This is a genomic window from Pseudomonas sp. S150, assembly GCF_004526365.1.
Taxonomy (GTDB): domain Bacteria; phylum Pseudomonadota; class Gammaproteobacteria; order Pseudomonadales; family Pseudomonadaceae; genus Aquipseudomonas; species Aquipseudomonas putida_A.
Genome location: NZ_CP038207.1, coordinates 3,619,214 through 3,643,692 on the forward strand (window position 1 = coordinate 3,619,214; position 24,479 = coordinate 3,643,692).

Annotated in this window: 20 protein-coding genes; 1 reads left to right on the plus strand and 19 read right to left on the minus strand. The window is 61.2% G+C overall.

All coding sequences use genetic code 11. From position 1 onward, the window contains the following. Positions 1-50: 50 nt before the first annotated feature. From E3Z29_RS16595 to arnB, 14 genes are all read right to left on the minus strand, one after another. Positions 51-1,202, minus strand: a complete 1,152-nt coding sequence (locus tag E3Z29_RS16595; RefSeq protein ID WP_134786342.1) for an acyl-CoA dehydrogenase family protein — start codon at positions 1,200-1,202, stop codon at positions 51-53. Between the two features lie 3 nt (positions 1,203-1,205). Continuing rightward, positions 1,206-2,312: an enoyl-CoA hydratase/isomerase family protein gene (locus tag E3Z29_RS16600; RefSeq protein ID WP_134786343.1), complete on the minus strand. Its 1,107-nt coding sequence runs from the start codon at positions 2,310-2,312 to the stop codon at positions 1,206-1,208. Between the two features lie 254 nt (positions 2,313-2,566). Next, on the minus strand, positions 2,567-3,256 hold the full coding sequence (locus E3Z29_RS16605; RefSeq protein WP_134786344.1) for an HPP family protein: 690 nt from the start codon (positions 3,254-3,256) through the stop codon (positions 2,567-2,569). 154 nt (positions 3,257-3,410) lie between these two features. Then, positions 3,411-4,589, minus strand: a complete 1,179-nt coding sequence (locus tag E3Z29_RS16610) for an MFS transporter (RefSeq protein ID WP_134786345.1) — start codon at positions 4,587-4,589, stop codon at positions 3,411-3,413. A 203-nt stretch (positions 4,590-4,792) separates the two neighbouring features. Next, positions 4,793-5,311, minus strand: a complete 519-nt coding sequence (locus E3Z29_RS16615; protein ID WP_134786346.1) for a GNAT family N-acetyltransferase — start codon at positions 5,309-5,311, stop codon at positions 4,793-4,795. 79 nt (positions 5,312-5,390) lie between these two features. After that, on the minus strand, positions 5,391-6,989 hold the full coding sequence (locus tag E3Z29_RS16620) for a glycosyltransferase family 39 protein (protein WP_134786347.1): 1,599 nt from the start codon (positions 6,987-6,989) through the stop codon (positions 5,391-5,393). Beyond that, positions 6,986-8,365, minus strand: a complete 1,380-nt coding sequence (locus E3Z29_RS16625; RefSeq protein ID WP_134786348.1) for a UDP-glucose/GDP-mannose dehydrogenase family protein — start codon at positions 8,363-8,365, stop codon at positions 6,986-6,988. The genes E3Z29_RS16620 and E3Z29_RS16625 overlap by 4 nt, the downstream gene beginning before the upstream one ends. Further along, positions 8,362-8,775 carry a 4-amino-4-deoxy-L-arabinose-phosphoundecaprenol flippase subunit ArnF gene (gene arnF, locus E3Z29_RS16630; protein WP_134786349.1) on the minus strand — a complete coding sequence of 138 codons (414 nt, stop codon included), beginning with the start codon at positions 8,773-8,775 and terminating at the stop codon, positions 8,362-8,364. The genes E3Z29_RS16625 and arnF overlap by 4 nt, the downstream gene beginning before the upstream one ends. After that, positions 8,772-9,116 (minus strand): 4-amino-4-deoxy-L-arabinose-phosphoundecaprenol flippase subunit ArnE, encoded by a 345-nt coding sequence (gene arnE, locus E3Z29_RS16635; RefSeq protein ID WP_134786350.1) that lies wholly within the window; start codon positions 9,114-9,116, stop codon positions 8,772-8,774. Before arnE ends, arnF begins: the two co-directional genes overlap by 4 nt. After that, positions 9,113-10,762 carry a lipid IV(A) 4-amino-4-deoxy-L-arabinosyltransferase gene (arnT, locus tag E3Z29_RS16640; protein ID WP_134786351.1) on the minus strand — a complete coding sequence of 550 codons (1,650 nt, stop codon included), beginning with the start codon at positions 10,760-10,762 and terminating at the stop codon, positions 9,113-9,115. The genes arnE and arnT (E3Z29_RS16640) overlap by 4 nt, the downstream gene beginning before the upstream one ends. After that, complete coding sequence (arnD, locus tag E3Z29_RS16645) at positions 10,759-11,643, minus strand: 4-deoxy-4-formamido-L-arabinose-phosphoundecaprenol deformylase (protein WP_098963996.1); 885 nt, start codon at positions 11,641-11,643, stop codon at positions 10,759-10,761. Before arnD ends, arnT (E3Z29_RS16640) begins: the two co-directional genes overlap by 4 nt. Continuing rightward, complete coding sequence (gene arnA / locus E3Z29_RS16650; RefSeq protein ID WP_003224731.1) at positions 11,643-13,634, minus strand: bifunctional UDP-4-amino-4-deoxy-L-arabinose formyltransferase/UDP-glucuronic acid oxidase ArnA; 1,992 nt, start codon at positions 13,632-13,634, stop codon at positions 11,643-11,645. Before arnA ends, arnD begins: the two co-directional genes overlap by 1 nt. Then, positions 13,631-14,662 carry an undecaprenyl-phosphate 4-deoxy-4-formamido-L-arabinose transferase gene (gene arnC, locus E3Z29_RS16655; protein ID WP_134786352.1) on the minus strand — a complete coding sequence of 344 codons (1,032 nt, stop codon included), beginning with the start codon at positions 14,660-14,662 and terminating at the stop codon, positions 13,631-13,633. Before arnC ends, arnA begins: the two co-directional genes overlap by 4 nt. After that, a complete protein-coding gene (arnB, locus tag E3Z29_RS16660) occupies positions 14,659-15,807 on the minus strand; it encodes a UDP-4-amino-4-deoxy-L-arabinose aminotransferase (RefSeq protein WP_027611948.1) in 1,149 nt (382 codons plus the stop codon). The genes arnC and arnB overlap by 4 nt, the downstream gene beginning before the upstream one ends. Positions 15,808-16,245: 438 nt before the next feature. On the opposite strand from arnB, the gene xerC reads away from it, so the two are divergent. Further along, positions 16,246-17,136: a tyrosine recombinase XerC gene (gene xerC, locus E3Z29_RS16665; protein ID WP_027611947.1), complete on the plus strand. Its 891-nt coding sequence runs from the start codon at positions 16,246-16,248 to the stop codon at positions 17,134-17,136. On the opposite strand, the gene E3Z29_RS16670 is transcribed toward xerC, so the two are convergent. The 5 genes from E3Z29_RS16670 to arnT (E3Z29_RS16690) all read right to left on the minus strand — a co-directional run bounded on the left by E3Z29_RS16670 (position 17,137) and on the right by arnT (E3Z29_RS16690) (position 24,226). Beyond that, positions 17,137-18,195, minus strand: a complete 1,059-nt coding sequence (locus tag E3Z29_RS16670; protein ID WP_134786353.1) for an ABC transporter ATP-binding protein — start codon at positions 18,193-18,195, stop codon at positions 17,137-17,139. Continuing rightward, the gene (locus E3Z29_RS16675; protein ID WP_134786354.1) at positions 18,192-19,787 is read right to left on the minus strand and encodes an iron ABC transporter permease; all 1,596 of its coding nucleotides are present in this window, start codon (positions 19,785-19,787) and stop codon (positions 18,192-18,194) included. The genes E3Z29_RS16670 and E3Z29_RS16675 overlap by 4 nt, the downstream gene beginning before the upstream one ends. Before the next feature lie 3 nt (positions 19,788-19,790). Beyond that, on the minus strand, positions 19,791-20,804 hold the full coding sequence (locus E3Z29_RS16680; protein ID WP_134786355.1) for an iron ABC transporter substrate-binding protein: 1,014 nt from the start codon (positions 20,802-20,804) through the stop codon (positions 19,791-19,793). Positions 20,805-20,990: 186 nt separating this feature from the next. Beyond that, positions 20,991-22,508 (minus strand): glycosyltransferase family 39 protein, encoded by a 1,518-nt coding sequence (locus E3Z29_RS16685; RefSeq protein ID WP_134786356.1) that lies wholly within the window; start codon positions 22,506-22,508, stop codon positions 20,991-20,993. Next, a complete protein-coding gene (arnT, locus tag E3Z29_RS16690) occupies positions 22,505-24,226 on the minus strand; it encodes a lipid IV(A) 4-amino-4-deoxy-L-arabinosyltransferase (protein WP_134786357.1) in 1,722 nt (573 codons plus the stop codon). The genes E3Z29_RS16685 and arnT (E3Z29_RS16690) overlap by 4 nt, the downstream gene beginning before the upstream one ends. Between the last annotated feature and the right edge of the window lie 253 nt (positions 24,227-24,479).

Genomic DNA, 24,479 nt, shown 5'->3' on the forward strand with positions numbered 1-24,479 from the left:
TACGACGCAGATCTAATGTGGGAGCGGGCTTGCTCGCGAAGCTTTTGGCGTTACAACTGATAGTTCTTCAGCTCCCGCGCAATTACCATCCGCTGAATCTCGCTCGACCCCTCGTAGATCTGGGTAATCCGCGCATCGCGGTAGTACTTCTCGACCGGATAGTCCTCCAGATACCCATACCCGCCATGAATCTGAATAGCCGAAGAACAGACCTTTTCGGCCATTTCCGAGGCGAACAGTTTGGCCTGTGAGGCCTCCGACAGGCACGGTTTGCCCGCCGTGCGCAGGCGCGCCGCGTGCAGGATCATCAAGCGTGCCGCGTTGATTTGCATGTGCATGTCGGCCAGCAGGTTGGCGATGCTCTGGTGTTCGTTGATCGGCTTGCCGAACTGGATGCGATCGCGGGAATACACCAGCGCCGCTTCAAACGCCGCCCGGGCGATACCCAAAGCCTGCGCGGCGATGCCGATGCGGCCGCCTTCGAGGTTGGACAAGGCAATCGCCAGACCCTTGCCGCGCTCGCCGAGCAGATTGGCCTCGGGAATGCTGCAGTTGTTCAGGGTCACCGCGCAGGTGTCGGAGGCGCGGATGCCCATCTTGTGTTCGGTGCGATCGACGATGAAACCCGCAGTATCGGTGGGCACCAGGAACGCGGAAATGCCTTTCTTGCCCAGATCCGGATCGGTCACCGCAAACACGATCGCCAGTTTCGCCCGTTTGCCATTGCTGACGAATTGCTTGGCGCCGTTGATAACCCACTGGCCGTCGCGCAGTTCGGCGCGGGTGCGCAGGTTGTGCGCTTCGGAGCCGGCCTGCGGTTCGGTGAGGCAGAAGCAGCCAATCGTCTGGCCACTGGCGAGATCCGCCAGCCAGGTCTTTTTCTGTTCTTCGCTGCCGTAATTCAATACCGGCCCGCAGCCCACCGAGTTGTGGATGCTCATGAACGCACCGGTGGCGCCGTCGCCGGCAGAAATCTCTTCCACCGCCAGCGCATAGGCCACGTAATCGACGTAAGTGCCGCCCCATTCCTCGGGCACCACCATGCCGAGCAAACCGAGTTCGCCCATCTTCGCCACCAGTGTGTCGTCGATCCAGCCGGCCTTTTCCCAGGCTTGCGCATGCGGCGCGATTTCGCCACGGGCGAAGTCTCGGGCCATGTCGCGGATCATCACTTGTTCTTCAGTCAGTTCGAGATCGTGCATGGCTCAGCTCCCGCTCTCAGTAAAGCCGTGGAAGAAACTCGCGACATGCCCGGCGTCCAGCGCAGCGAGGGTCGGCGGGTTCCAGCGTGGTGTCTTGTCTTTGTCGATCAGCAGGGCGCGCACGCCCTCGATCAGGTCGCCGCGTGCGAACCACTGGCGATCCAGATGCAGTTCGAGGGCGAAACAGTGTTCCAAGCTCAAGTGCCGACCGCGACGGAGCATCTCCAGGGTCACGGCCATCGCCAGTGGCGAGCGGGTTTCCAGCAGATCGGCCGTGGTAGTCGCCCACTCATGGCTGTCGGCGACGGTGACTGCGCGCAGTTGCTCGACGATGCTCGGTACGTCCGGCAGGGCGAAGAAATGGTCGATGGCCGGGCGCAGTTTCTCCAGCGGCGCATCGGCGAGGGTTTGCACGCCGTTTTTCGCCAGCAGGCCCTGCAGATCCTTGAGCGGCGTGTCGCGCCATTCCAGGTGATCGAGTTGTTCGTCGAGGCTCGACAGTTTGCTGCTGTCGACAAACCAGTCCGCCAACCCGCAGTACAACGCATCGGCCGCGCGAATCTGCACGCCGCTGACGCCCAGATAGATCCCCAGTTCACCGGGAATCCGTGAGAGGAAATAGCTGCCGCCGACATCGGGGAAATACCCGATCGCCACTTCCGGCATCGCCAGCCGGCTCTTTTCGGTGACCACTCGCAGATCCGCGCCTTGGACCAGGCCCATGCCGCCGCCGAGGACAAAACCGTCCATCAAGGCCAGCACCGGTTTGCGGTAGTGATGTAGCGTCAGGTCGAGGGCGTATTCCTCGACGAAGAAATCTTCGTGCAGCGTGTCGCCGCTTTTGAAGCTGTCGTACAGCGAACGGATATCGCCACCGGCGCAGAACGCCTTCTCACCGGCACCGCGCAGCACCACGGCGTGCACGCTGGCGTCAGTCGCCCAGGCATCGAGTTGCTGCTGCAACTGACGAACCATGTCGAGGGTGATGGCGTTGAGACCGGCGGGGCGGTTGAGGGTCAGGTGACCGATGTGATTGCGAACCTCGGCCAGCACTTCGTCTGGCGTGGCATCCATGGACGGCGTCCGCGGGGATGAAGCCTGAGCAGTCATCACTAACTCCCTGCTTTTATTGTCTTTATTCGAGAAGCTCGCGCGCGAGCGTTGACGGATCGTAACAGTGCAAATTTGCCGTGTACAACCGGGATATGTGCAGGGGGAGTTTGCGTTTTTGCAGCAGGTTGAGGATTGCCTTTGTGGCGAGGGAGCTTGCTCCCGCCGGGCTGCGAAGCGGCCCGACACCGCGGGTTTACGACTGCTGCGCAGCCGAGCGGGAGCAAGCTCCCTCACCACAGAGATTCAGGTGCTTAACGGGTGAAGACTTCGCCGATGCTGCGCCGTTTGGCATGCAGCTCGCTAGCGTGGATCAGTTGCTCGAGGTCTTCGGGGGTGACGTCGATGAACGCTTCCATGTCGGCCAAGGCCAGTTTCAAATCCTCAGCGGTAATTGCCTGGCTATCGACGGGAGCCAGCAGCGGCGCAGGCTCGGCCGGGCGTTTCGGGTAGCGGATGCACGTCAGGTTGTTGTAGGCCAGCGCGCTGAGCAGCATGCAGGCGGCGGCGAGCATCACCGGTTCCATGGCTTTCCAGTCCATGGCGATGGTGGCCGGATCGGCCAGTACCAGCGTCAGCGCCAGTGCGCCGGCCGGCGGATGCAGGCAACGCAGCCAGCACATCAGGATCAGCGCCATGCCCGCCGCCAGGCAGGCGCTCCCCAAGGTGCGACCGAGGACGTGGGCCACCAGCAGCGCGACCACGCTGGCGCACAGGTAGCCGCCGATGATCGACCAGGGTTGCGCGAGTGCGCCGGAAGACACGGCAAACAGCAACACGGCCGAGGCGCCCAACGGCCCGATCAGGTGGTACGCGACCTCGATGCCGAACACCTGACTGCACGCCCAGACGCTGAACAAGGTGCCCAGCGCCATGCCGATCGCGGCGCGGCTCCATTCGGTGGGGCGGGTGTTGATGGCGGCGGGCAACCAGCGAGCGAGCATGTGAATCGGGTCCTTGCAGTAAATTCGGGGCAAAAAAAAGGACTTGTCCGTTTCGGAAAGTCCTCGAAGCGTTCCAACTATTGGGGGAGGAACGTGCACAGTGTGCCGTGCAAAGTCGATGCTGACAAATTCATATAAATGCTGCTTCAGTGCATTATTTTTGAGTTGTCGCCACGCGGCGTCCACTGACGAAACACAAATACCCACCCAGCGCCGCCAGAGCGCTCAAGGCGTAGAACATGCTTGGCGCTGGCGTGTGCATCAGCAGGAATCCGCACATCACCGGACTCAGCGCACCGCCCAGTGCCGCGAGGTTCTGCGCACCGTAGTAACTGCCGCGCAGCTCTTCGGGCGCGAGGGTGTCGACGAAGAGGAAATCCGCCGGATAGATGATCATCTCGCCGAGGGTGAAGATGAACATCGCCACGCACCAGCCGACCAGACTGTCGGCCAGGCTGAAGCCGATCAGACCGACGATGAACAACGCGGTGCCGCCGGCAATCCAGTAGCGCAGATGCTCACGTTTGAGAAAGCGCCCGATCTGGTACTGCAGCAGGATCACCGTGATCGCGTTGCAGGCGAGCAGGGCGGCCATGGTGTCGAGTGTCTGATCCTGCGTGTGGGTCACCAGCAGGTACTGCGACAGGTACAGGGTGAATCGCCCGTGAACCAGGGTGCTGAGCAGGCAACCAAAGGTGAACAGGATCATCGTGCGGTCGTTTTTCAGGATGATCAGGGTGTTCAGGAAGCTCTGCGGTTGGCTGGCCTGCGACAGCGGACTGGCCTCGCGGGACACGCCCAGCAGCAGAAAAACGCTGCCAGCGGCAATCAGCCCCGCGACGATAAACGGCGCTGAAGGCTGAACCCCGGCAATCACCACGCCGATCATCGGGCCGACAGCGTAGCCAATGTTGGTCAGCGTGTAGTTCAGCGAAAACGCCTTGACCCGCTGGCCGACCGGCAGGTTTTCACTGAGCATCGCTTTGGAACAGATCAGGAACAGCGCCGACGCCGTTTCACTGATGATCAGCACCAGCGTGACCAGGTACAGATTCTGCGCGAAGGTCAGCAGCATCAGGCCGACACCGCTGGAAAGCATGGTCAGGATCAATAGTTGGCGCTTGTCGAGTCGATCGATGATGTAGCCGCCGTACAGCGACAACAGCGTGGCACTGAACACGGCGATGCCCAACAGCAGACCGACGTCCTGCGGGTTGAGGCCCAGTTTGTTGCTGAGGAACAGGGTCAGCAGCGGACTGATCAGGGCACGGCTGATGACGATGCTCAGCGAAGTGATCATCAGTCGGCGGATCAGGCGGGAGTAGGTGGCCACGAAGAGGTCAATGTCCTTATTTCAGAATGCGCGGGCGGCGTTGTCATCCTCACCGGGTCCCGCTCAGCGGTCAACCTGACACACCGCAAATCCGTGTGGGAGCGGGCTTGCTCGCGAAGGGGCCGGCACATCCAGCATCGTTATCAGCGGGCACACCGCCTTCGCGAGCAAGCCCGCTCCCACAGAGGGGATTGGCGGTGTTATCAATAGAGGGGCAGGAGCATGGCGCAGCGTCGCTCGGCGGCAAAGCCATGCTCGATTTCTTTCTGCAGAGCATCGAGCAAATGCGCTTCGTGCTCACCGGGTGCGACTTCCACAAACCCCATCCGCTGATAAAACGGCGCATTCCACGGCACGTCGCGAAACGTGGTCAGGGTCACGGCGTGCATCTGCTCACGGCGGGCATGTTCAATCGCGGCCAGCAGCAGTTGACGGCCCACGCTCTGACCCTGAAACACCAGGCCGACGGACAGTTCCTCAATGTGCAGTTGGTTGCCAACATCCAGCGCGCGGATAAACCCTGCCAGTTGCGCCGAGGTGGTTTCGGCGACCCAGACGTAGGCATTGTCGATGGCTTGGCGGTGTTGCGCGGCGCTGGCCACGTCGGTGTCGGCAAGCCAGGCGAGGGTCGGATCTGTGCGAAACAGCTCGGCGGCCGAGCGTTCGATGGCGGGGAGGGCGGCGGCATCATTCTGCCGCGCCCGGCGTACAACAAAACTCATGGTAAAAATCCCTGTAGGAGCTGCCGCAGGCTGCGATCTTTTTCCTGAAAGCGCAAAAGATCGCAGCCTCAATCAGTTCCTACAAGGGCTTCAGATACAACAGCACGTAATCGTTCTTGTCGAAACGCCCCGTCAGCACCGGTTGCAGGCTGGCCAGCGAGGTGCCTTGCAGCGATTGCAGGTCCTTGCTGTCCATCATCAGCCAGGCCGGGGCTTTGAGGGCTTCGAGTTGCTGGACTGTTTCGGTGAACTGCGGTTGCAGATCCTGCTCGACGTTGACCATGAACTTGATCGCCTTGGCGTCTTTGCCCATGCCGTGCAGCACCAGCGGGGCCGGGTTCTGCTGCACCTGCGCGAAGGCAGCACGACTGAAGGCCTGCGTGTCGTACAGACGTCGCTCTACCGGTTCGAACACCGCGGCATACACCGTCCACAACGCCAATACCGAGCACAGCGCCAACACTTCGGCCCGCCAGCGCGGGACCATCAGGCGCGACAACGCGAGCAATTGCAGAACGCCGAGCACGACCAGCACCAGGGTGATGCCGTCCAGCTGCTCGGGAAAACGGCGCTTGGCAACCAGCAGGGCCACCATCAACAGCCCCGGTGTCACCAGCCAAATGCCTTGAATTACCCCACGCAATACGCGGAACACTCGTCCGTGCAGCACCTGAAACGGGTACGCCGCGATGATCGCCGCCATCGGCAACATCGGCAGCAGGTAACGCGCCTTCTTCGCCTGTGGAATCGACAGACCGACCATGACGATCAGCCCGGCAGCCGCGCAATATTGCACCAGACGCAACGCCGGGCCGCGCTGATGCGGTTTGCTCAGCCAGGTCGCGGCCAACGCCAGGATCGCCAGCGGATACGCCAGTGCGTAGTTGCCGATGGAGCTGGTGAAGTAATACAGCGAACCACTGACGCCCTCACTGCCGTCCATGCGCCCCATGAACTGCATGCGGATCACGTCCTGCAGGAAGGCTTCGCCACCGCTGAGTTTCGCCAGCCACAACAGCAGGCTGACACACGCTGCGAGTAACACAGAAGCGATCACGCCGAACACGAAGAGGCGTTTCCACTCACGGTTGAGCAGGTAGTAACTGCAGAGCATGCCGGTCGGTACCACCAGGCCGATAGGCCCGCGAATCCCGAAGCCCAGCAACAGCAGGACAAAGATCAGCGGCCAGCGCCGGCGCGAGCCGAAGTGGTCGTGTGCGTAGCCCAGGTAAAACACCGACAGCGCCACGGCGGCGAGCATCAGGTCTTGCGACACCGCGCGCACTTCGGTGACGAAGGTACTGGTGAGCATCAACAGCGCGATGCTGATCAGGGCCCAGCGTTGCGAATGCACCGCCAGCAACCGATACATCAACGTCACGATCACGCCGCCGGCAATGGCGCTCGGCAGCCATGCCGTCAGGGTGTTGATCGCGCCGAAGGGCAACGACAACAACCAGATGAACAGCGTCGAGAGCGCTGAATAGTCGGCGTAAGGTTGACCGTAAGTGGTCGGGAATACCGTTGGCCCGTGTCGCAACATTTCCTGGGCAAACAGTACGAACCGTGAATCGAAGCCAATGGGAGCCTGTCCGTAAACCCCGGCGATAAACAACAGCAATGCCAGCAGCCCTGCGACCAGGGACTGCCGGCGGATGACAGGCGACAACGTGATCAAGCGACGTCCGCTTTGTTAGGCCACTGTTGCAGCGGGATCGGCAGTTTGCGCGAATCGCCACGGCCGATCGGGAAGTACTTGAAGCCGTTGCGTGCCAGACGCTCGGCGTCGTACAGGTTGCGGCCGTCGAAGATCACCGGGGCTTTCAGGCGTTGCTCGATCAGGTCGAAGTCCGGCGCCTTGAACTGCTGCCATTCGGTGCAGATGATCAGCGCATCGGAACCCGCCAGCACCGATTCCGGAGTGCCCATCAGCATCAGTTTTTCTTCGTTCGGATACAGATGCTGGGTTTCCTGCATCGCTTCCGGGTCGAACGCGCGAACGCTGGCGCCAGCAGCGAACAACGAATCGAGCAGTACACGGCTCGGCGCGTCGCGCATGTCGTCGGTGTTTGGCTTGAACGCCAGGCCCCACAGGGCGAAGGTCTTGCCGCGCAGATCACCTTTGTAGAACGCATTGATGCGGTCGAACAGCTTGTGCTTCTGCCGCTCGTTGATCGCTTCGACCGCTTGCAGCAGGTCGCTGGAGCAATGCGCCTGTTCGGCACTGTGGATCAGCGCGCGCATGTCTTTCGGGAAGCACGAACCGCCGTAACCGCAGCCTGGGTAGATGAAGTGGTAACCGATGCGCGTGTCGGCACCGATGCCCTGACGCACCGACTCGATGTCGGCGCCCAGGTGTTCGGCTAGTTCAGCGATCTGGTTGATGAAGCTGATCTTGGTCGCCAGCATGCAGTTGGCGGCGTATTTGGTCAGCTCGGCGCTGCGCAGGTCCATGAACATGATGCGGTCATGGTTGCGGTTGAACGGCGAGTACAGGTCGCGCATCACATCGCGCACTTCGTCACCTTCGCAGCCGATGACGATGCGGTCCGGACGACGGCAGTCGGACACCGCCGAACCCTCCTTGAGGAATTCCGGGTTGGAGACGATATCGAACTGCAGCTCACGACCGGCCTTGTCCAGCGCGGCCTGAATGTGCGCACGCAGGGTGTCGCCGGTGCCGACCGGTACGGTGGATTTCTCCACCAGGATCAGCGGCTGCTCACGGTGGCGAGCCACGGCATCACCTACCGACAGCACGTATTTCAGATCGGCCGAGCCGTCTTCGCTGGACGGCGTACCGACGGCGATGAATGCGACGCGACCGTGTTGTACGGCGAGCTTTTCATCGGACGTGAAATGCAGGCGGCTGGAGTCCAGGCCTTCGCGTACCAGGCTCGACAGGCCCGGTTCAAAGATACTGACGTGACCCTGGCGCAGCAGTTCGACTTTCTTCTGATCGATGTCCATGCACACGACGTCGTGACCGACTTCGGCCAACACGGCGGCCTGCACCAGGCCGACATAACCGCTACCAAATACTGTGATTTTCATGGAGCACTCCTGAATTCGGGCGCACGAGACGGACGAGTGTTAATAGTGATGACCCCGAGCATGACCAGTGCCACGCCCAGCGATTTAGTGAAACTGAACGATTCGTTGAACAGCGGCAGACTGGCCGCCAGCAGGTACACCAGCGCGTAGCTGATGCTCAATAGTGAATAAGCCCGGCCCAGCGGCAGATCGCGCAATGCCGCGAGCCAGCAGAGCATCGACAGGGCGTAGGCGAAAATTGCCACCAGCACCACCGCCAGTGCCGACAGATCGACACTGCCGGCGCTCAGCGCCGTCAGCCATTGTTCCGGTTGCGGCAGGCGCGTCATGCTCCAGCGCATGCCCAGTTGAGCGCCACTGACCAGCATTACGCTGCCCAGAGCAAAACCGATTCCTCGAGCCTGGTTCATGACTGTTGCCCCAGCAAAACCACGCCGCCGATCACCAGCGCCACGCCCAGCCAATGCTGACGGTCGATGGGCTCGCGAAAGACGAAGCGGGCGATCAGGGTGATCAGCACGAAGTTGAGGCTGAGCATCGGGTAAGCGATGCCCACTTCAAGACGTTGCAACACCAGCAGCCACACCAGCAGCCCGCTGCCGAGAGAAACCAGCGCCAGCCACAACCATGGCGAACGCAGTTTGTCGACCCAGGACGAATCAACGCCGCGCCAGCTCTCCACGGCGAATTTCTGCGCGACTTGCCCCAGGCACGTCAGCAGACACGCCGTCAGTAACAGCAACCAGCTCATGACGGATCCTTGGGCAGCACCATGATCACCAGATTGCCCGATTCGTAACGGGTACCGTCCTTGGGCAGCAAGTCCAGCTCTTCGAGCTCGTCCTGGCCCTTGACGCGCATCAGCACACCGACCGATCCGCTGCGGCGCGCTTCACGTACCCATTGTTGAACGTTGTCCTTGGTGAGTCGGCGCTCGGCGCCTTCCGGGTAGGAAAGACCGTACTTGAGTTCGCCGACCGTGTTGTACAGCGCGACCTCCGGTTGTTTCATGCGCCAGGCCAGTGCCGCCGCCGCGCCCAGATCGTTGCTCAGCAGATGCGTAGCGCCGGACAGTTCAGTGACGTGATGACGGACGAACTGATCCGGGGTCTTGTTGGCCACCACCGACTTGGGCAACGCCGCCGGCAGGATCCCGGCCAGTAACAGACTGCCCAGCGCCGGTGCCGCCCAGCACTGCAACGGCAGGAACGCTTGCGCCAGGTTGGCGATGATCCAGCCGATCAGGGCGATGAACACCAGCACCAGGCTGTGCAGTTCGTGGTCGTACACCGGTTTGTTCAGTTGCAGGTAAACCAGTGCGATCAGCGTGACCACACCCAGCAGCAGGTTCAGCAGACCGTTGATCCCCAGTGCCCGACCTTGTTCCAGACGCAGGCGATCAGCCAGCGCATTACCCAGCAGCAGTGCCAATGGCAACAGGCACGGCAGAATGTAGGTCGGCAGCTTGCCGTTGCTCAGGCTGAAAAAGCCCAGCGGCAGCCACAACCACAACAACAGAAAGACCATGTTCGGCTGGGCCCGGGTTTGCCAGGCTTGCTTGAACGCGGTCGGCAACAGGCCAACCCACGGCAGGCTGAACGCCACCAGCAGCGGCAGGTAAAACCACCACGGTGCATCGTGCTGCGCATCGTCACCGGCAAAGCGGCGAATGTGTTCGTGCCAGAAGAAAAACCGCCAGTAATCCGGCTCCTGCGCGTGCACCGCCAGTGCCCACGGCAAGCTGACGATGATCGCGATGGCAATCGCCACCGGACCGAACACCAGTAGTTCACGCCAGCGTTTCTGCCAGAGCATCCACGGCAACGCGATCAGTACCGGCAGCAACCAGGCGAGAAAGCCCTTGGTCATGAAACCCATGCCGCAGGCCAGCCCCAGCAGCGCCCAGGCGCCCAGACGGTGCCCGGTGCTTTTGCTGTCAAGCGCAAACCACAGCGCCACCAGGCTCAGGTTGACCCAGAAGGTGAATTGCGGATCGAGGTTGGCGTACCCGGCCTGACCGGCGACGACTGTAAAGCTCATGTAGAGCAGGGCGCAGACGAAGCTCTTGCGCGGATCGTTCCATAACCTGCGCGCGACCAGGTAGGCCAGCAGCACACTCAACGCCGTGCTGAGTGCCGAGGCGAAGCGCACGCCGAACAGGTTCTGTCCGAACAATTCCTGGCCGATGGCGATCATCCAGTAGCCGGCAATCGGTTTCTCGAAATACCGCAGCCCCATGAAATGCGGCGACACCCAGTTGCCACTGAGCAGCATGTCCTGGCTGATCTGTGCGTAGCGGGTTTCGTCGGGGATCCACAGGCCATGGGTGCTCAACGGCAACAGATAGGCCAGCAGACAAAGGCCGACCAACAGCGGCAGTGCCCAGCGTCTGGTCATGCGCCTTGCACTCCCAGCCAGCCTTCACGGCCTTCGAGCACACCGCGTTGCACGCGGCCCACGGGCAGGGTGTTGAAAAACTCGGGCAACAAGTCGCCCAAGGGTTTGAAGTCAATATTGCGCTGGCGTGCATCGGCCAGCAATTGACGAAAGTCCTGAGCCATCAGAATCCCTTCTACTTCGGCATGAATGGTGTAGACGTTGAGTGCTTGCGCCTGGAACCGGTCGAGGATGAAGGCGTTGAAGTCCTTCGCCGCCACGTGCGGGCCGACGACTTCGTCGAAGGTCGGCAGGTCCACCGGAATCTGCGGAGTGCCCAGCGAACCGTCCGCCAGCAGCGGACGGAACAGGCTCTGCCCGCGGCAATCGCTGTTATAGCGAAAGCCGAAGGTCTGCTTGGCCTCGATCACGCGCTCGTCCGCACGCCAACCGGCAGCGGCCGAACACTGGATCTTTTCGCCGAGGATGTCGCTCAAGGTGTCGACGCCGCGCCGAATCTGTTCGATCAGTTGCGCGTCGCTCCAGCGCCCGGCGTTGGCCTGCCAGCCATGGTGATCCCAGGCGTGCAGGCCGACTTCGTGACCGGCGTCCCGGGCCTGACGCATCAGGTGCCCGAGATCACGGCCAATCGGTTTGCCGGGCCAGGCAGTGCCGGCCAGCAAAATGTCCCAGCCGTAGAGGCCGGCAGCGTTGGAGCGCAGCATTTTCCAGAGGAACTGCGGGCGGATCAGGCGCCACAGATGCCGACCCATGTTGTCCGGGCCGACACTGAAGAAAAACGTTGCCTTGACCTGCGCCTCGTCGAGCATCTCCAGCAACCGCGGCACACCTTCACGGGTGCCACGGTAGGTGTCGACATCGATACGAAGACCTGCCTGCATTACTTCTTGTCCGCGATTTCGAGCATGGCTTCACGCAGGAAGAAGTCCAGGGTGTTGCCGATGGTCTCGCGCATTTCCACGGTCGGCTCCCAGTTCAGCAGGCGCTTGGCGTTGGCGATGCTTGGCTTGCGGTGTTCCACGTCCTGGTAACCGGCACCGTAGAACGCCTTGCTTTCCACGTCGCGGAAACCGGCGAACGGAGGGAAGTTGTGACGCAGCGGGTGCGCTTCGAACTGACGCAGCAGCTCTTCGCCCAACTGACGGATGCTGGCTTCGTTGTCCGGGTTGCCGATGTTGATGATCTGGCCGTTGCAGACATCGTTGTCGTTGTCGATGATCCGCGCCAGGGCTTCAACGCCGTCAGCGATGTCAGTGAAGCAACGCTTCTGCTCGCCACCGTCGAACAGACGGATCGGCGTACCTTCCACCAGGTTGAGGATCAACTGGGTGATGGCGCGGGAGCTGCCGATACGCGCCGAATCCAGACGGTCCAGACGTGGGCCCATCCAGTTGAACGGACGGAACAGGGTGAAGTTCAGGCCCTTGGCGCCGTAAGCCCAGATCACGCGGTCCAGCAGTTGTTTGGAGACCGAGTAGATCCAGCGCTGCTTGTTGATCGGACCGACGATCAGGTTCGAGCTGTCTTCGTCGAAGTTCTTGTCCTGGCACATGCCATAGACTTCCGAAGTCGACGGGAAAATCACGCGCTTGTTGTACTTGACGCAGTAGCGAACCAGTTTCAGGTTTTCTTCGAAGTCCAGCTCGAATACGCGCAGTGGGTTGCGGGTGTATTCGATCGGGGTGGCGATGGCCACCAGCGGCAGGACCACGTCGCACTTCTTGATGTGGTACTCGATCCACTCGGAGTGAATGCTGATGTCGCCTTCGACGAAGTGGAAGTTCGGGTGGCTGCGCAGACGCTCGATGGCGTCGGAGCCGATGTCCAGACCGTAGACTTCGTAGCGGTCGTCACGCAGCAGGCGCTCGGACAGGTGGTTACCGATGAAACCGTTGACGCCCAGGATCAGTACGCGAGTACGACGTGGCGCACGACCGGATTCGGCACCGCGCAGCAGCGAGCCATCGACCAGACCCAGTTCGTTGGCCAGTTGCGGGCCGCTGAGGTACAGGCCGTTGTCGTTGCGCTGACCGGCGTTGATCACCAGCGAGTCCTGACCGCAGGCAATGCGCAGCGGATCGACGCTGATCACGCGGCCTGGCGCCTGACCTTCGTTGCCCTTGACGACTTCAGCGCTCCAGACGATCAGTTTGTGTTCGCCCACGGCGCAGAACGCGCCCGGGTAAGGACGGGTGACGGCGCGCACCAGGTTGAACAGTTCTTCTGCCGGTTTGGCCCAGACCAGTTTGCCGTCCGCCGGCGTGCGACGACCGAACACGGTGGCTTTCGATTCGTCTTGCGGAGTTTCAGTGATCTTGCCTTGCAGCATGTTCGGCAGGGTGTCGCGCAGCAGGTCGCTGGCGGCGGTGCGCAGTTTGGCGTGCAGGGTCAGGCCGGTATCACTGCGCTCGATGGCAACGCGCTGCTGGGCAACGATGGCGCCGGCATCAGCGCGCTTGACCATGCGGTGCAGGGTAACGCCGGTTTCGGTTTCGCCGTTGACCAGCACCCAGTTCGCCGGAGCGCGGCCGCGATAGCGTGGCAGCAGCGAACCGTGCAGGTTGAACGCGCCTTTTTTGGCCAGGGCCAGCAGTGGTTCGCTCAGCAGGTTGCGGTAGTAGAAGGAGAAAATGTACTCCGGGTCCAGCTTGGCGATGCGCTCGATCCACAGTGGGTGGTTGGCGTCTTCCGGGGCGTGGACCGGGATGCCTTTGTTGGCGCACAGCTGGGCAACCGACGCATAGAACGCGTTTTCTTTCGGATCATCGGCGTGAGTGAACACTGCTGCAATGTCAAAGCCGCTGTTGAGCAGGGCTTCAATGCCGGCGCAGCCAATATCGTGGTAGGCGAAGACAACAGTTTTTGCACTCATGAGAGAACCTGATCGGAAGTGGAAGAAGTAGCGGTAGAAGAAAGACCATCAACGGTGACGGCAGGGGCCGGATCGGCCGGCTGGCTGCGCAACACCTTTTCGATGAAGAAACGTGGACGGGCGCGCACATCGCTGTACATGCGGCCGAGGTATTCACCCAGCAGCCCCATGCCGATGAACTGACCACCGGTGAACACGAACAGTACGGCGAACAGCACGAAGGTACCGTCACCGGCCCAACCGGCACCGAAGGCCAGACGCAAGACAATCAACGCAATCGCGAACAGCACGCCCAATCCGGCCATGGCGAAGCCGACGATGCTCAACAGACGCAGCGGGGTGGTGGTCATGCAGGTGACCAGATCGAACATCAGGTTGATCAGGCGCATCGGGCTGTATTTCGAGTCGCCGTGTTCACGCTCGGCGTGGGCCACGACGATTTCGGTGGTATGACGGGCGAAGCTGTTGGCCAGGATCGGGATGAACGTACTGCGTTCGCGGCAGGCGAGCATCGCGTCGATGATGGTGCGGCGGTAGGCACGCAGCATGCAGCCGTAGTCGCTCATGGCGACGCCGGTGGAGCGCTGCACGGCGAGGTTGATCAGCTTCGAAGGATAACGGCGCAGCGCCGAGTCCTGACGATTGCCGCGCACGGTGCCGACCACGTCGTAACCTTTTTCGGCCTCGGCCACCAGCCGGGGGATTTCTTCCGGCGGGTTCTGCAGGTCGGCGTCGAGGGTGATCACCACGTCGCCCTTGCACTGTTCGAAACCGGCCATGATCGCGGCGTGCTGACCATAGTTGCGGTTGAGAATGACCGCCACGAACGGGCTGTTTTCACGCCCGGCGGCTTCTTCGAGCATGTTCGCCGATTCGTCGCGGCTGCCGTCGTCGACCAGCACGATTTCGAAATCGTGATTCAGTTGGCGGCAGGCCGCCTCGGTACGACGCAGCAGCTCGGGCAGGCTTTCCTGTTCGTTGTAGACCGGGATGACGATCGACACGCTACGGATTGGATAAGGTTTCACAGGCGTTTTTCCATGATGTGTGCGATGGCACCGACCACCCGGTCAAGGTCTTGACCGGTCATGTCGGGGAACAGCGGAATCGAGCACAGCCGCGCCGAGTTCCATTCGGTGTTGGGCAGGTACAGGTCGGGGTCACGCTGGCGATACCAGGTGTGCAGGTGGGTGGCGATGAAATGGATACCGGTGCCGATGCCCTGATCCTGCAACGCCTTCATGAAGGCTTCGCGATCCATGCCGCAACGCTCGCTGTCGATGCGCAGGATGAACAGGTGCCAGGCGTGTTGCTGGGCATAGGCGGGCAGGGCCAGCGGTTGCACCGGCAGGCCTTCGAATTTTTGCAGGTAGCTGGTGGCCAGTTCGGTGCGCCGGGCGTTGATTTCGTCCAGACGTTGCAGCTGCACCAGGGCAATCGCGGCGTTGATGTCGGCCAGGTTGTACTTGAAGCCCGGTTCCATCACTTGCGCCTGCGGCTTGCGGCCACCGGTCAGACGGTCATAGGCGTCAACGCCCAGGCCGTGGAATTTGAGCATGCGCACGCGGCTGGCGAGCGCTTCGTCGTCGGTGACGAACATCGCGCCTTCGGCACAGGTCATGTTCTTGATCGCATGGAACGAGAAGATCGCCGTGCCTTGCGAACCGACGTGGCGCCCCTTGTAGCGGGTGCCGGCCGCGTGGGCGGCGTCTTCGATGACCGGGATGCCGTGCTTGTCGGCCAGGGCATACAGCGGATCGAGATCGAATGCAGCACCGGCGTAGTGCACTGGAATGATTGCCTTGGTTCGCGGGGTGATGGCCGCTTCGATGCGCGCAGCGTCGGTCATCAGCGTGTCGCGGTCGACATCGACAAACACCGGTTTGGCGCCCAGCAGGGAGATCATGTTGGCGGTCGAGACCCAGGTCTGCGACGGGGTGATGACTTCGTCGCCCGGGCCGATGCCCAGGGCCAGCAGCGTGATGTGCATGCCGCCGGTGGCCGAAGACAAGGCCACCGCGTGCTTGCAACCCACGTACTGCGCAAACTGCTCTTCGAGTGCCTGGTTTTTCGGTCCCGTGGTGATCCAGCCCGAGCGCAACACCTGCTCGACAGCGGCAATTTCCTCATCGCCAATACTTGGGCGGGAGAAGGGGAGAAACGCCTGACTCATGGGCACCTCATTGCAAAAAATAAAAGGATGGACTCACGTAACTGTTGGATCCAACCACAGCGTAGACACAGAAAAGCGCTCCTGCATCAATAACTTGGCAAAAAAAGCATGACGTCGGGGATTGATTGACTTTTCACGATTTGCCCGGCAGGTTGGGGCATAGCCACTACCGAACCTATGGGAATTAAGGTTATGCCGGTTTTTGTGAAAGGAACATGAAAAACCGGTTGGCGAATCGTTTATCTGTCACTTATACAGCCGCTGTTCAGGCTTCTGCCGTCCATCGCAGTTTTTTCTCGGACAGTGCCGCTCAAGTACCTTCTTTACTTCAAGTACATTGCATTTGTTAGTTGTTGTAGTGCTGTACGTTTTTTACTCAAGGTTTAACGTTTGATTGATTTAGTTGCTGCAACCCCCGACGCTCCAAAAACCAACCCGATGAGCCTGTACCTCGCGCGTTTGGCGCCCTCCAGCCAACTGACCATGCGCTATGTGCTGCAAGATGCGGCCGATCGCCTGGGCTTTGAAGACATGAATGTCGAAGAGATTCCCTGGCATGCCTTGCAACCGGAAGATGTTGTAGCGCTGGTCGCTGCATTACGCGCAGACAACTACGCACCGAACACTTCTTCGTTGTATGTGAATGCGGTGCGCGGGGTGATGAATGAGGCCTGGCGCATGAGTCTGATCAGCCAGGAACATCTGTTGAAGATGCGCTCGGTCAAGGGCATTGCCGGCACGCGGCTGTCTCAGGGGCGCAATCTCAAGCGCACGCTGATTCACGAATTGATGGAAGTCTGCGCCGCCGACCCACGCCCGCAGGGCTTGCGTGATGCAGCAATCATCGCGCTGCTGTACGGTACCGGTATGCGCAAGTCGGAATCGGTGGATCTGGACCTGAATCAGGTCGACTTCAGCGAGCGCAGCCTGTGCGTCACCGCCAAGGGCAACAAGCAGTTGATCAAATATGCTCCGGCATGGGCGTTCAGCAAGCTCGACGCGTGGCTCGAACTGCGCCGTTCACAACTCAAGGAAGGCGAGAGCGACGATGCCTTCCTGTTCAACCGTATTCGCCGTGGCAGCCACATCACCCGCGAGCGGATCACCAAGCATGCGATCTACTACATCGCCCGCCAGCGCGGCACGCAGGTCGGGGTGAAGATCATGCCCCACGATTTCCGTCGCTCGTTCATCACTCGGGTGATCGAGGAGCACGACCTGTCGATCGCGCAGAAACTGGCGCATCACAGCAACATCCAGACCACCGCCAACTACGATGTGCGCGATGACAACGAGCGGCGGCGGGCGGTGGATCGCTTCGATCTCTGATCAGCTCAGGCCAAACACATGCGCCGCACCGAGTACCGACAGCTGCACCGCGCTGCCGGCGGGCGGCGCGTGCATGCCGGAGCTGCGCACCAGAATCGAACGGGGCGGATCCTGAGTCGCGGATGAGCTCAGTTCAACGGTCAGGGTGCAGGTGTTGCCGGCAAAGTCACGGTCGGTGACCAGCGCATGGCAGCCTTGACTGTCAGACGCCCCTTCGGCGATCTGCAATTGCTCGGGGCGCAGCATGATCTGCGCGGCGCCGCTGAAGCCGTTGCTGTTCACCGCCACCTGACCCAGATCGCAATGCGCCCAACCCGCCTCGATTCGCGCGGGCAGGACCACCGCTTCGCCGAGAAAGTGCGCGGTCTGTTCATCCTGCGGATAGCGGTAGAGATCCATCGGATGCCCGGACTGCACCAGCCGGCCGCTGCGCATCACCGCCAATTGATCGGCAAACGACAACGCTTCGCTCTGATCGTGAGTCACCAGAATGGTGGTGACGCCGGCGTCTTCGAGCAGGCGCGCGACCATTTTGCGCATGGCACTGCGCAAACCGGTGTCGAGGGCGGAGAACGGCTCATCGAGCAGCATCAGCCGTGGTTGCTGCGCCAGAGCGCGGGCCAGCGAGACCCGCTGTTGCTGGCCACCGGACAATTCGTGGGGCCAACGGTTGGCCATGTTGGCGTCGAGGGCGACGCTGTCCATTAACTCAAGGATACGCTGGGTGCGGGCCGCACCGGTCAGGGCCAGGCCGAAACCGATGTTCGCCGCCACCGTCATGTGCGGGAACAACGCGCCGTCCTGCGGGACGTAGCCGATCTGCCGTTGATAGGCCGGCACTGCGTGGCTGCGGTCGACCAGCGTCTGGCCGTTGAGGGTGAGGCTGCCGCTGTCGGGAAACTCGAAGCCGGCGATCATCCGCAACAGCGTGGTCTTGCCGGAACCGGAGGGGCCGACGATCACCGTGCGGCTGCCGGTCGGCACGTTGAGGCTGACGTCGTCGAGCGCCTTCTGCGCGCCGAAGGTTTTACTGAGGTTGAGCAGTTCGAGAGCGTTCATCGGCCAGCGGTACGCCTGGATTGGTGATAGAGAATGGCCGTCAGCGGCAGTGAAAGCAGGATCATCAAGAACGCGTAGGGCGCGGCGGCGGCGTAATCGATTTCGCTGGTCATCGCCCAGAATCCGGTGGCGAGGGTGCGCGTGCCGTTGGGCGCGAGCAGCAGGGTTGCGGTCAGTTCATTGGTGATTGCCAGGAACACCAGTGCCGCACCTGCCGCCGCGCCGGGAGCTGCCAGGCGTACGGTGATCAGCCACAATGCGCGTATCGGCGAGCGGCCAAGGCTTTGCGCGATGTTTTCCAGCTCGACCGGGGCCTGTGCGAAACCGGCGCGCAGGCTGACCAGTGCTCGCGGCAAGAACATCAGCAGGTAAGCCAAGAGCACCGTGATGGTGGTCTGGTAGATCGGCCGGGCGAAATGAATGGTCACAGTGACCAACGCCAGCGCGACGACAATGCCGGGCAGGGAGCTGGTGATGTAGTTGCAGCCTTCCAGCAAGCGCTGCAGTTTGCCCGGCGAGCGGATCGACAGCCACGCGATGGGAATCGCCGCGACACTGGTCAGCAATGCGCCGGCCACTCCGTAAGACAAGGTCTGCAGCAGCGCCGGCAGCAACTCGTCACCTTCCCAGACCTGCACGCCACCGGCCAGCAGCCAGCGGCCCAGCGTGAGCAACGGCACACCGAGTGCCAGCAGGCAGGTCAAGGTTTGCAGCAATAAAGCCAGGGTTGTCACGCCTCGGCCCAGTTGCACGCTGCGCTGATCCCGGGCGCTGCCGGAACCGACTCGCGCATAGCGGGCGTTGCCACGGGCGGCAGATTCGGCGGTGAGCATCGCCAGACAGCACAGCGCCAGAACGCCAGCGAGCATGTTGGCCGCCGGGCCGTTAAACGTCGATTTGAACTGATCGAAGATCGCCGTGGTGAAGGTGTCGAAACGGATCATCGCGTACAAGCCGTACTCGGCCAGCAAATGCAGACCGACCAACAACGCGCCACCGCAGATTGCCAAGCGCAATTGCGGCAACACCACCCGAAAGAACACCGCCCACGGCTTGAGTCCCAAGGATTGCGCGACGTCTTCAATCGCCGGATCGAGACGGCGCAAGGTCGCGGCAATCGGCAAATACAGAAACGGGAAATAGGCGATCACCGACACCAGCACACCGGCCGGCAGACCGTGGATCGACGGAATCAGGCTGACCCACGCATAACTGTGGACGAACGCCGGCACGGCCAGCGGAGCCACCGCCAGCACTGACCACAAGCGTCGGCCGGGCAGATTGCTGCGTTCGGTCAGCCAGGCCAGGGTGGTTCCGAGCAGGATGCACAGCGGCAGGGTGATCAGCACCAGCAGCACGGTGTTGATCAGCAATTCGCCGACCCGCGGGCGAAAGATCAGGGCTTCGATGGTTGCCCAACCGGTGTACCACGACACGCCGATCACGAACGCAATCGGCAGCAGTGACAGCAATGACACCAGCACCGCCGAGCTCACCACCCACGAGCTGCCACGCCCGCCCAGCGCGCGGGGCGTATGAAGGAGGCTGGCGGCGGCCGTCGCAACGGCCGGTGCAGGCAAGGTTTCGGGCATCACTTAGAGCAATCCGGCCTGGGTCATCAGCTCGACGGCTTTTTTGCTGTCGAGGGTCGACGCATCGACTTTCGGCGCGTCGAGGGTTTTCAGCGGAGTGAGCTTCGGATTGGACGGCGCGTCTTTACCCACGGCGTATTCGAAGGAGGTGCCGGTTTCGAGAACTTCCTGACCTTCCTTGCTGGTGATGTATTTGACGAACTTCTGCGCTTCATCCTGATGCTTGCTCGAGGCCAGCACGCCAGCGCCGGAGGTGCTGACGAACGCGCCCGGATCCTGATGTTTGAAGTAGTACAGCTTGGTGTTTTTGCTGTTTTCGCCGGTCTTGGACTGATCAACGAAGCTGTAATAGTGATAGATCACGCCGCTGTCGATCTGCCCGGCGTTCACCGCTTTGAGCACCGCACTGTTGCCGCGATAGATCGTGGCGTTGGTCTTCATGCCCTTGAGCCATTCCAGCGTGGCAGCTTCACCTTTCTGTTGCAGGACAGCGGCGACGATCGCCTGGAAGTCCGCGCCAGCCGGGGAGGCGGCCCAACGGCCTTTCCAGGCCGGGGTGGCGAGGTCGAGCAGGGATTTGGGCAGGTCTTTTTCAGTCAGTTTGCTTGGGTTGTAGACGAACACGGTGGAACGGGCGGCGATGCCGACCCAATTGCCGTGGGCCGGACGGTAGGCGGAATCGACTTGCTCAAGGGTAGCGGGCGCCAGAGGGGCGAACAGTTTGGCGTTGTCCACCAGCACCATCGCCGGCGAGTTTTCGGTGAGGAATACGTCTGCCGGCGAGGCGGCGCCTTCCTGCACGAGCTGGTTGCCCATCTCGGTGTCATCGCCGTTGCGAATGGTCACCGGAATGCCGGTTTCCTCGGTGAAGCCGGCCACCCAGGCCTTGGTCAACGTTTCATGCTGCGCGTTGTAGACCACCAGACCCACCGAATCGGCGGCAAAAGCCTGCCCGGTGCCGAGCAACGCAGTGGCCAGCAATGCGCGCTTGAAGAAGGATGGAAAGCGTGGATTCATTCGGGCAGCTCCTGTTTTCAGACGTTATGAGCAAACCCTCGCAGGAAACAATGCGAACGATTTGCAAGTGTCGAGTCGCGGCAATGTAGGGTGGCAAATGAGAAAAAAACGTCAAAGAAGCCGTTAATACTTGTCATTGCCATTCAAATTTACCGCGACTCTCTCCTTTTGTCTTAACGTCATTGCTCAGGAGTGGGGAATGTAAGCCACGCTCTGGTCTGCACGCCCGTGGAATACCTGTTCGCCACGGGTCGGGGTGGTGGTGATGACCTGATGATCAGCCTTCAGCGCATCCAGTGGCACGGCGTCACCGGAACGATATTGCGCGACGAAGATCGTGCGTTGCGGATCCCAATGTTCCCCGCTGGTCCTTTCCAGCCAGGCGATCAGCGTCGCGGTGTCGCCATTGTGCGGGAAGTCCTCGATCGTTTCCGGCACGTAGTAGAACGGTGCACCACCGGTTTGCAGGTACATCGGTACTTTGTTGTCGACCTCGATCATGACCATGCGCCATTGATTCAACGGTGCCTGCTGACTGGCCTGTTCGCGAACCTGCTCGCCGAAGCGGATGACACCGCCGCCGCTGTTGGTCCATGGGTAAAGCACACCCAGTACCGCAGCGAGCAGTATAGTAGTGACAGCGAAGCCGATCTTCAGCCCACGGCCTTCGCTTTTGCGGGCGGCCATGCGCCGGGTCACCCACCAGGCACCCAGCAATTGCGCGAAGGGCACCAGCGGCAACACGTAATAGCTGCGGCGACTGCCACTGGCGGTGAAGAACAGCATCAGCAACGCGAGCCCTTGAATCAGCCAGCGGGTATCCGGTTCGATGTGCTTCCAGTTGCGCGCGGCCACCCACAAGGCGATCAACCAGCACGGTGCCCAGGGCAGGGTGTAAACCGGCAGGTAGATCAAGTAGGTGTAAATCGGCCCGAACTGATCGAACGGCTGGAAAAACCGCACGACGTTTTCACGCAGCACCAGACCGAGGCCGCTTTGTTCGTAGTTGGGCGCACCGTAGAGGTGAGACAACAGGAACGGCGCCATGTAAAACGCCCCGGCGATCAATATCGCGCTGAACAGTCGCAGGTTCAGATGACGTTTCCAGCGGTGTTCGCTGAGCAGGTGTGGCAGCAGCACCAGCCCCGGCAGGATGAAACCGATCAGGCCTTTGAACAGCGAGGTCAGCGACAGCAAGCCGAAAAACACCACATAGCGCCAGAAGCGGGTGTCATCCGGGCCGCGCCAGTACCACCAGACGGCCGCCAGCACGCCGCAGACGGTGAGAATGTCGGCGGTGGCGACTCGCGCCCAGAACACGAAATAGAAGGTGGTCGCCAGCATCCAGCCGGCGATCAGCCCGGTGCCTTTGCGGAACAGTTGCTCGCCGAGCAGATACACCAGCCACACGCTGAACCACGCGGAAATCACCGATGACAGGCGCAACGACCAATGCCCCAGTCCGCCGGTGAACCACGAGGTGGCGGTGATCAGCCAGTACGACAGCAGCGGTTTGTCGTAATAAGGACTGCCCTTGAGATAGGGGTCGAAATAATCGCCGCTTTGCAGCATCTGCAAGGCGATGTTGGCCCAGCGGGTTTCCGGCCCCCACAGCTCGCGACTGCCCAGGCCGAGCAATAACAGCAGGGCAGTCGCCGCCAGCAGAAGCAGCAATTGCCTCCGTTCAGTCCTGGTCTGGGTCATGGCTGGCTCTGGCTGAAGATGAGGATTTCGATCTGGCCACGGCGGTAGTGCTTGCCGTCTATCGGCAACAGCTCCAGTTGTTGCTCGTCAGAGGTGCTGTTGACGCGCATCACCACGCCCACCGAGCCTTTTTTGCGCGCTTCGGTCATCCATTCGCCTACGCCGTCGAGGCTGACCTTGCGTGACGCCATGGCCGGGTCATCGAGGCCGTATTTGAGCTCGCCAACGGTGTTGAACAGGTCGACTTGCGGACGACGCAAGCGCCAGGACAGTGCCGACGCAGCGCCAAGGTCGTTACTCAGCAACGAGCTGGTTTCGCTCAGTTCCTGCTGATGTTCGGCAATGAACTGATCCGGCATCTTGCTGTTGACGATGGTCGCCGGCATCGCCGCTGGCAGCAATGCGACGAGCAGGCCGATGCCCAACGCCGGCATCGCCCACAGCGCCAGAGGGCGCAAGGCTTGCAGCGATCCGGCAATCAGCCAGCCGAGCAGCACGATATAGCCCAGCGACAGGCTGAACATTTCGGTGTGTTCGTAAATTTCACGGGTCGCTTGCAGATAAATCAGCGCGATCAGTGCGGCGATGGCCAGCACTACGTTGACCACACCGTTGATGCGTAAGACGCGGCCGTTCTGGTCAGCTATCCAGTTCATCACGGTGTAGCCCATCAACAGAGCCAATGGCAGCAGGCACGGCATGATGTAAGTCGGCAGTTTGCCGCTGCTCGCGCTGAAAAAAGCCAGCGGCAGCAGGAACCACAAGGCGAGGAAGGCGATTTTCGGATCACGCTTTTCGCGCCAGGTACGCAGCAGCGTCGAAGGCAACAGCAGTGCCCACGGCAAGGTGGACGCAAACAGCAGCGGCAGGTAGAACCACCATGGTCGTGCGTGCTGTGCGTCTTCACCGGCGGCGAAGCGGCGGATGTGTTCGTGCCAGAAGAAGAACCGCCAGAAATCCGGTTCACGCGCATGCACGGCCAGTGCCCATGGCACGCTGACCAGCGCGGCCACCGCCACGGCAACCAGTCCATAACGCACCAGTTCACCGAAGCGCCGTTGCCAGATCATGTAGGGCAGGGCGATCAGCACCGGCAGCATCAGGGCGAGGAAACCTTTGGTCATCAGGCCCATGCCGCAGGCAAATCCCAACAAAGCCCAGCCGCCCAGACGCGCGCGCGGGGCGTTGCTGTCGATGGCAAACCAGATCGCCACCAGACTCAGGTTGACCCACAAGGTGAACTGCGGATCGAGGTTGGCATAGCCGGCTTGTCCTGCGATCAGGCCGAAGCTCATATAAAGGAGAGCGCACGCGGCGCTGATTCGCGGGTTGTTCCACAGGCGCCGGGCCAACAGGTAGGCCAGCCACACACTAATCCCGGAGCTGAGTGCCGAGGCGATGCGTACGCCGAACAGGTTTTCACCGAAAATCGCCTGGCCGATGGCGATCATCCAGTAGCCGGCAATCGGTTTTTCGAAGTAGCGAATGCCCATGAAGTGCGGCGCCACCCAGTTGCCGCTCTGCAGCATTTCCTGGCTGATCTGCCCATAACGGGTTTCATCGGGAATCCACAGACCGTGAGTCATCAGCGGCAGCAGGTAAAACACCACGAATGCCAGCACCAGACCGGGTATCGCAAAGCGTTCGATCAGGGAGCTCTGGTGGAGGCGCGGCAAATTCAGCGCTGCATGGTGCAGCGGTTTGTTCTCAGACGTCATGACTGGACCTTGGTGCAGTACAAAGTGTGCGTTTCAGTGACGGCCCGGCGATTTCCGTAGCAGGCGCGGCACTGGGTTGAATGAATGCAGAGGCGAGCATGGCCGAGGGGCGTGTCCTGCATTCAGAGAACGGGTCTGCTTCCAGCTTTAAGTTCTCCTCGGGAAGACAAGCTTTAAAATTAAATATTTCCAGTTTTTTCAGTCTGAAAAACATTTCTTATTACAAATTTCATACACGCCAATACCCTGTGCC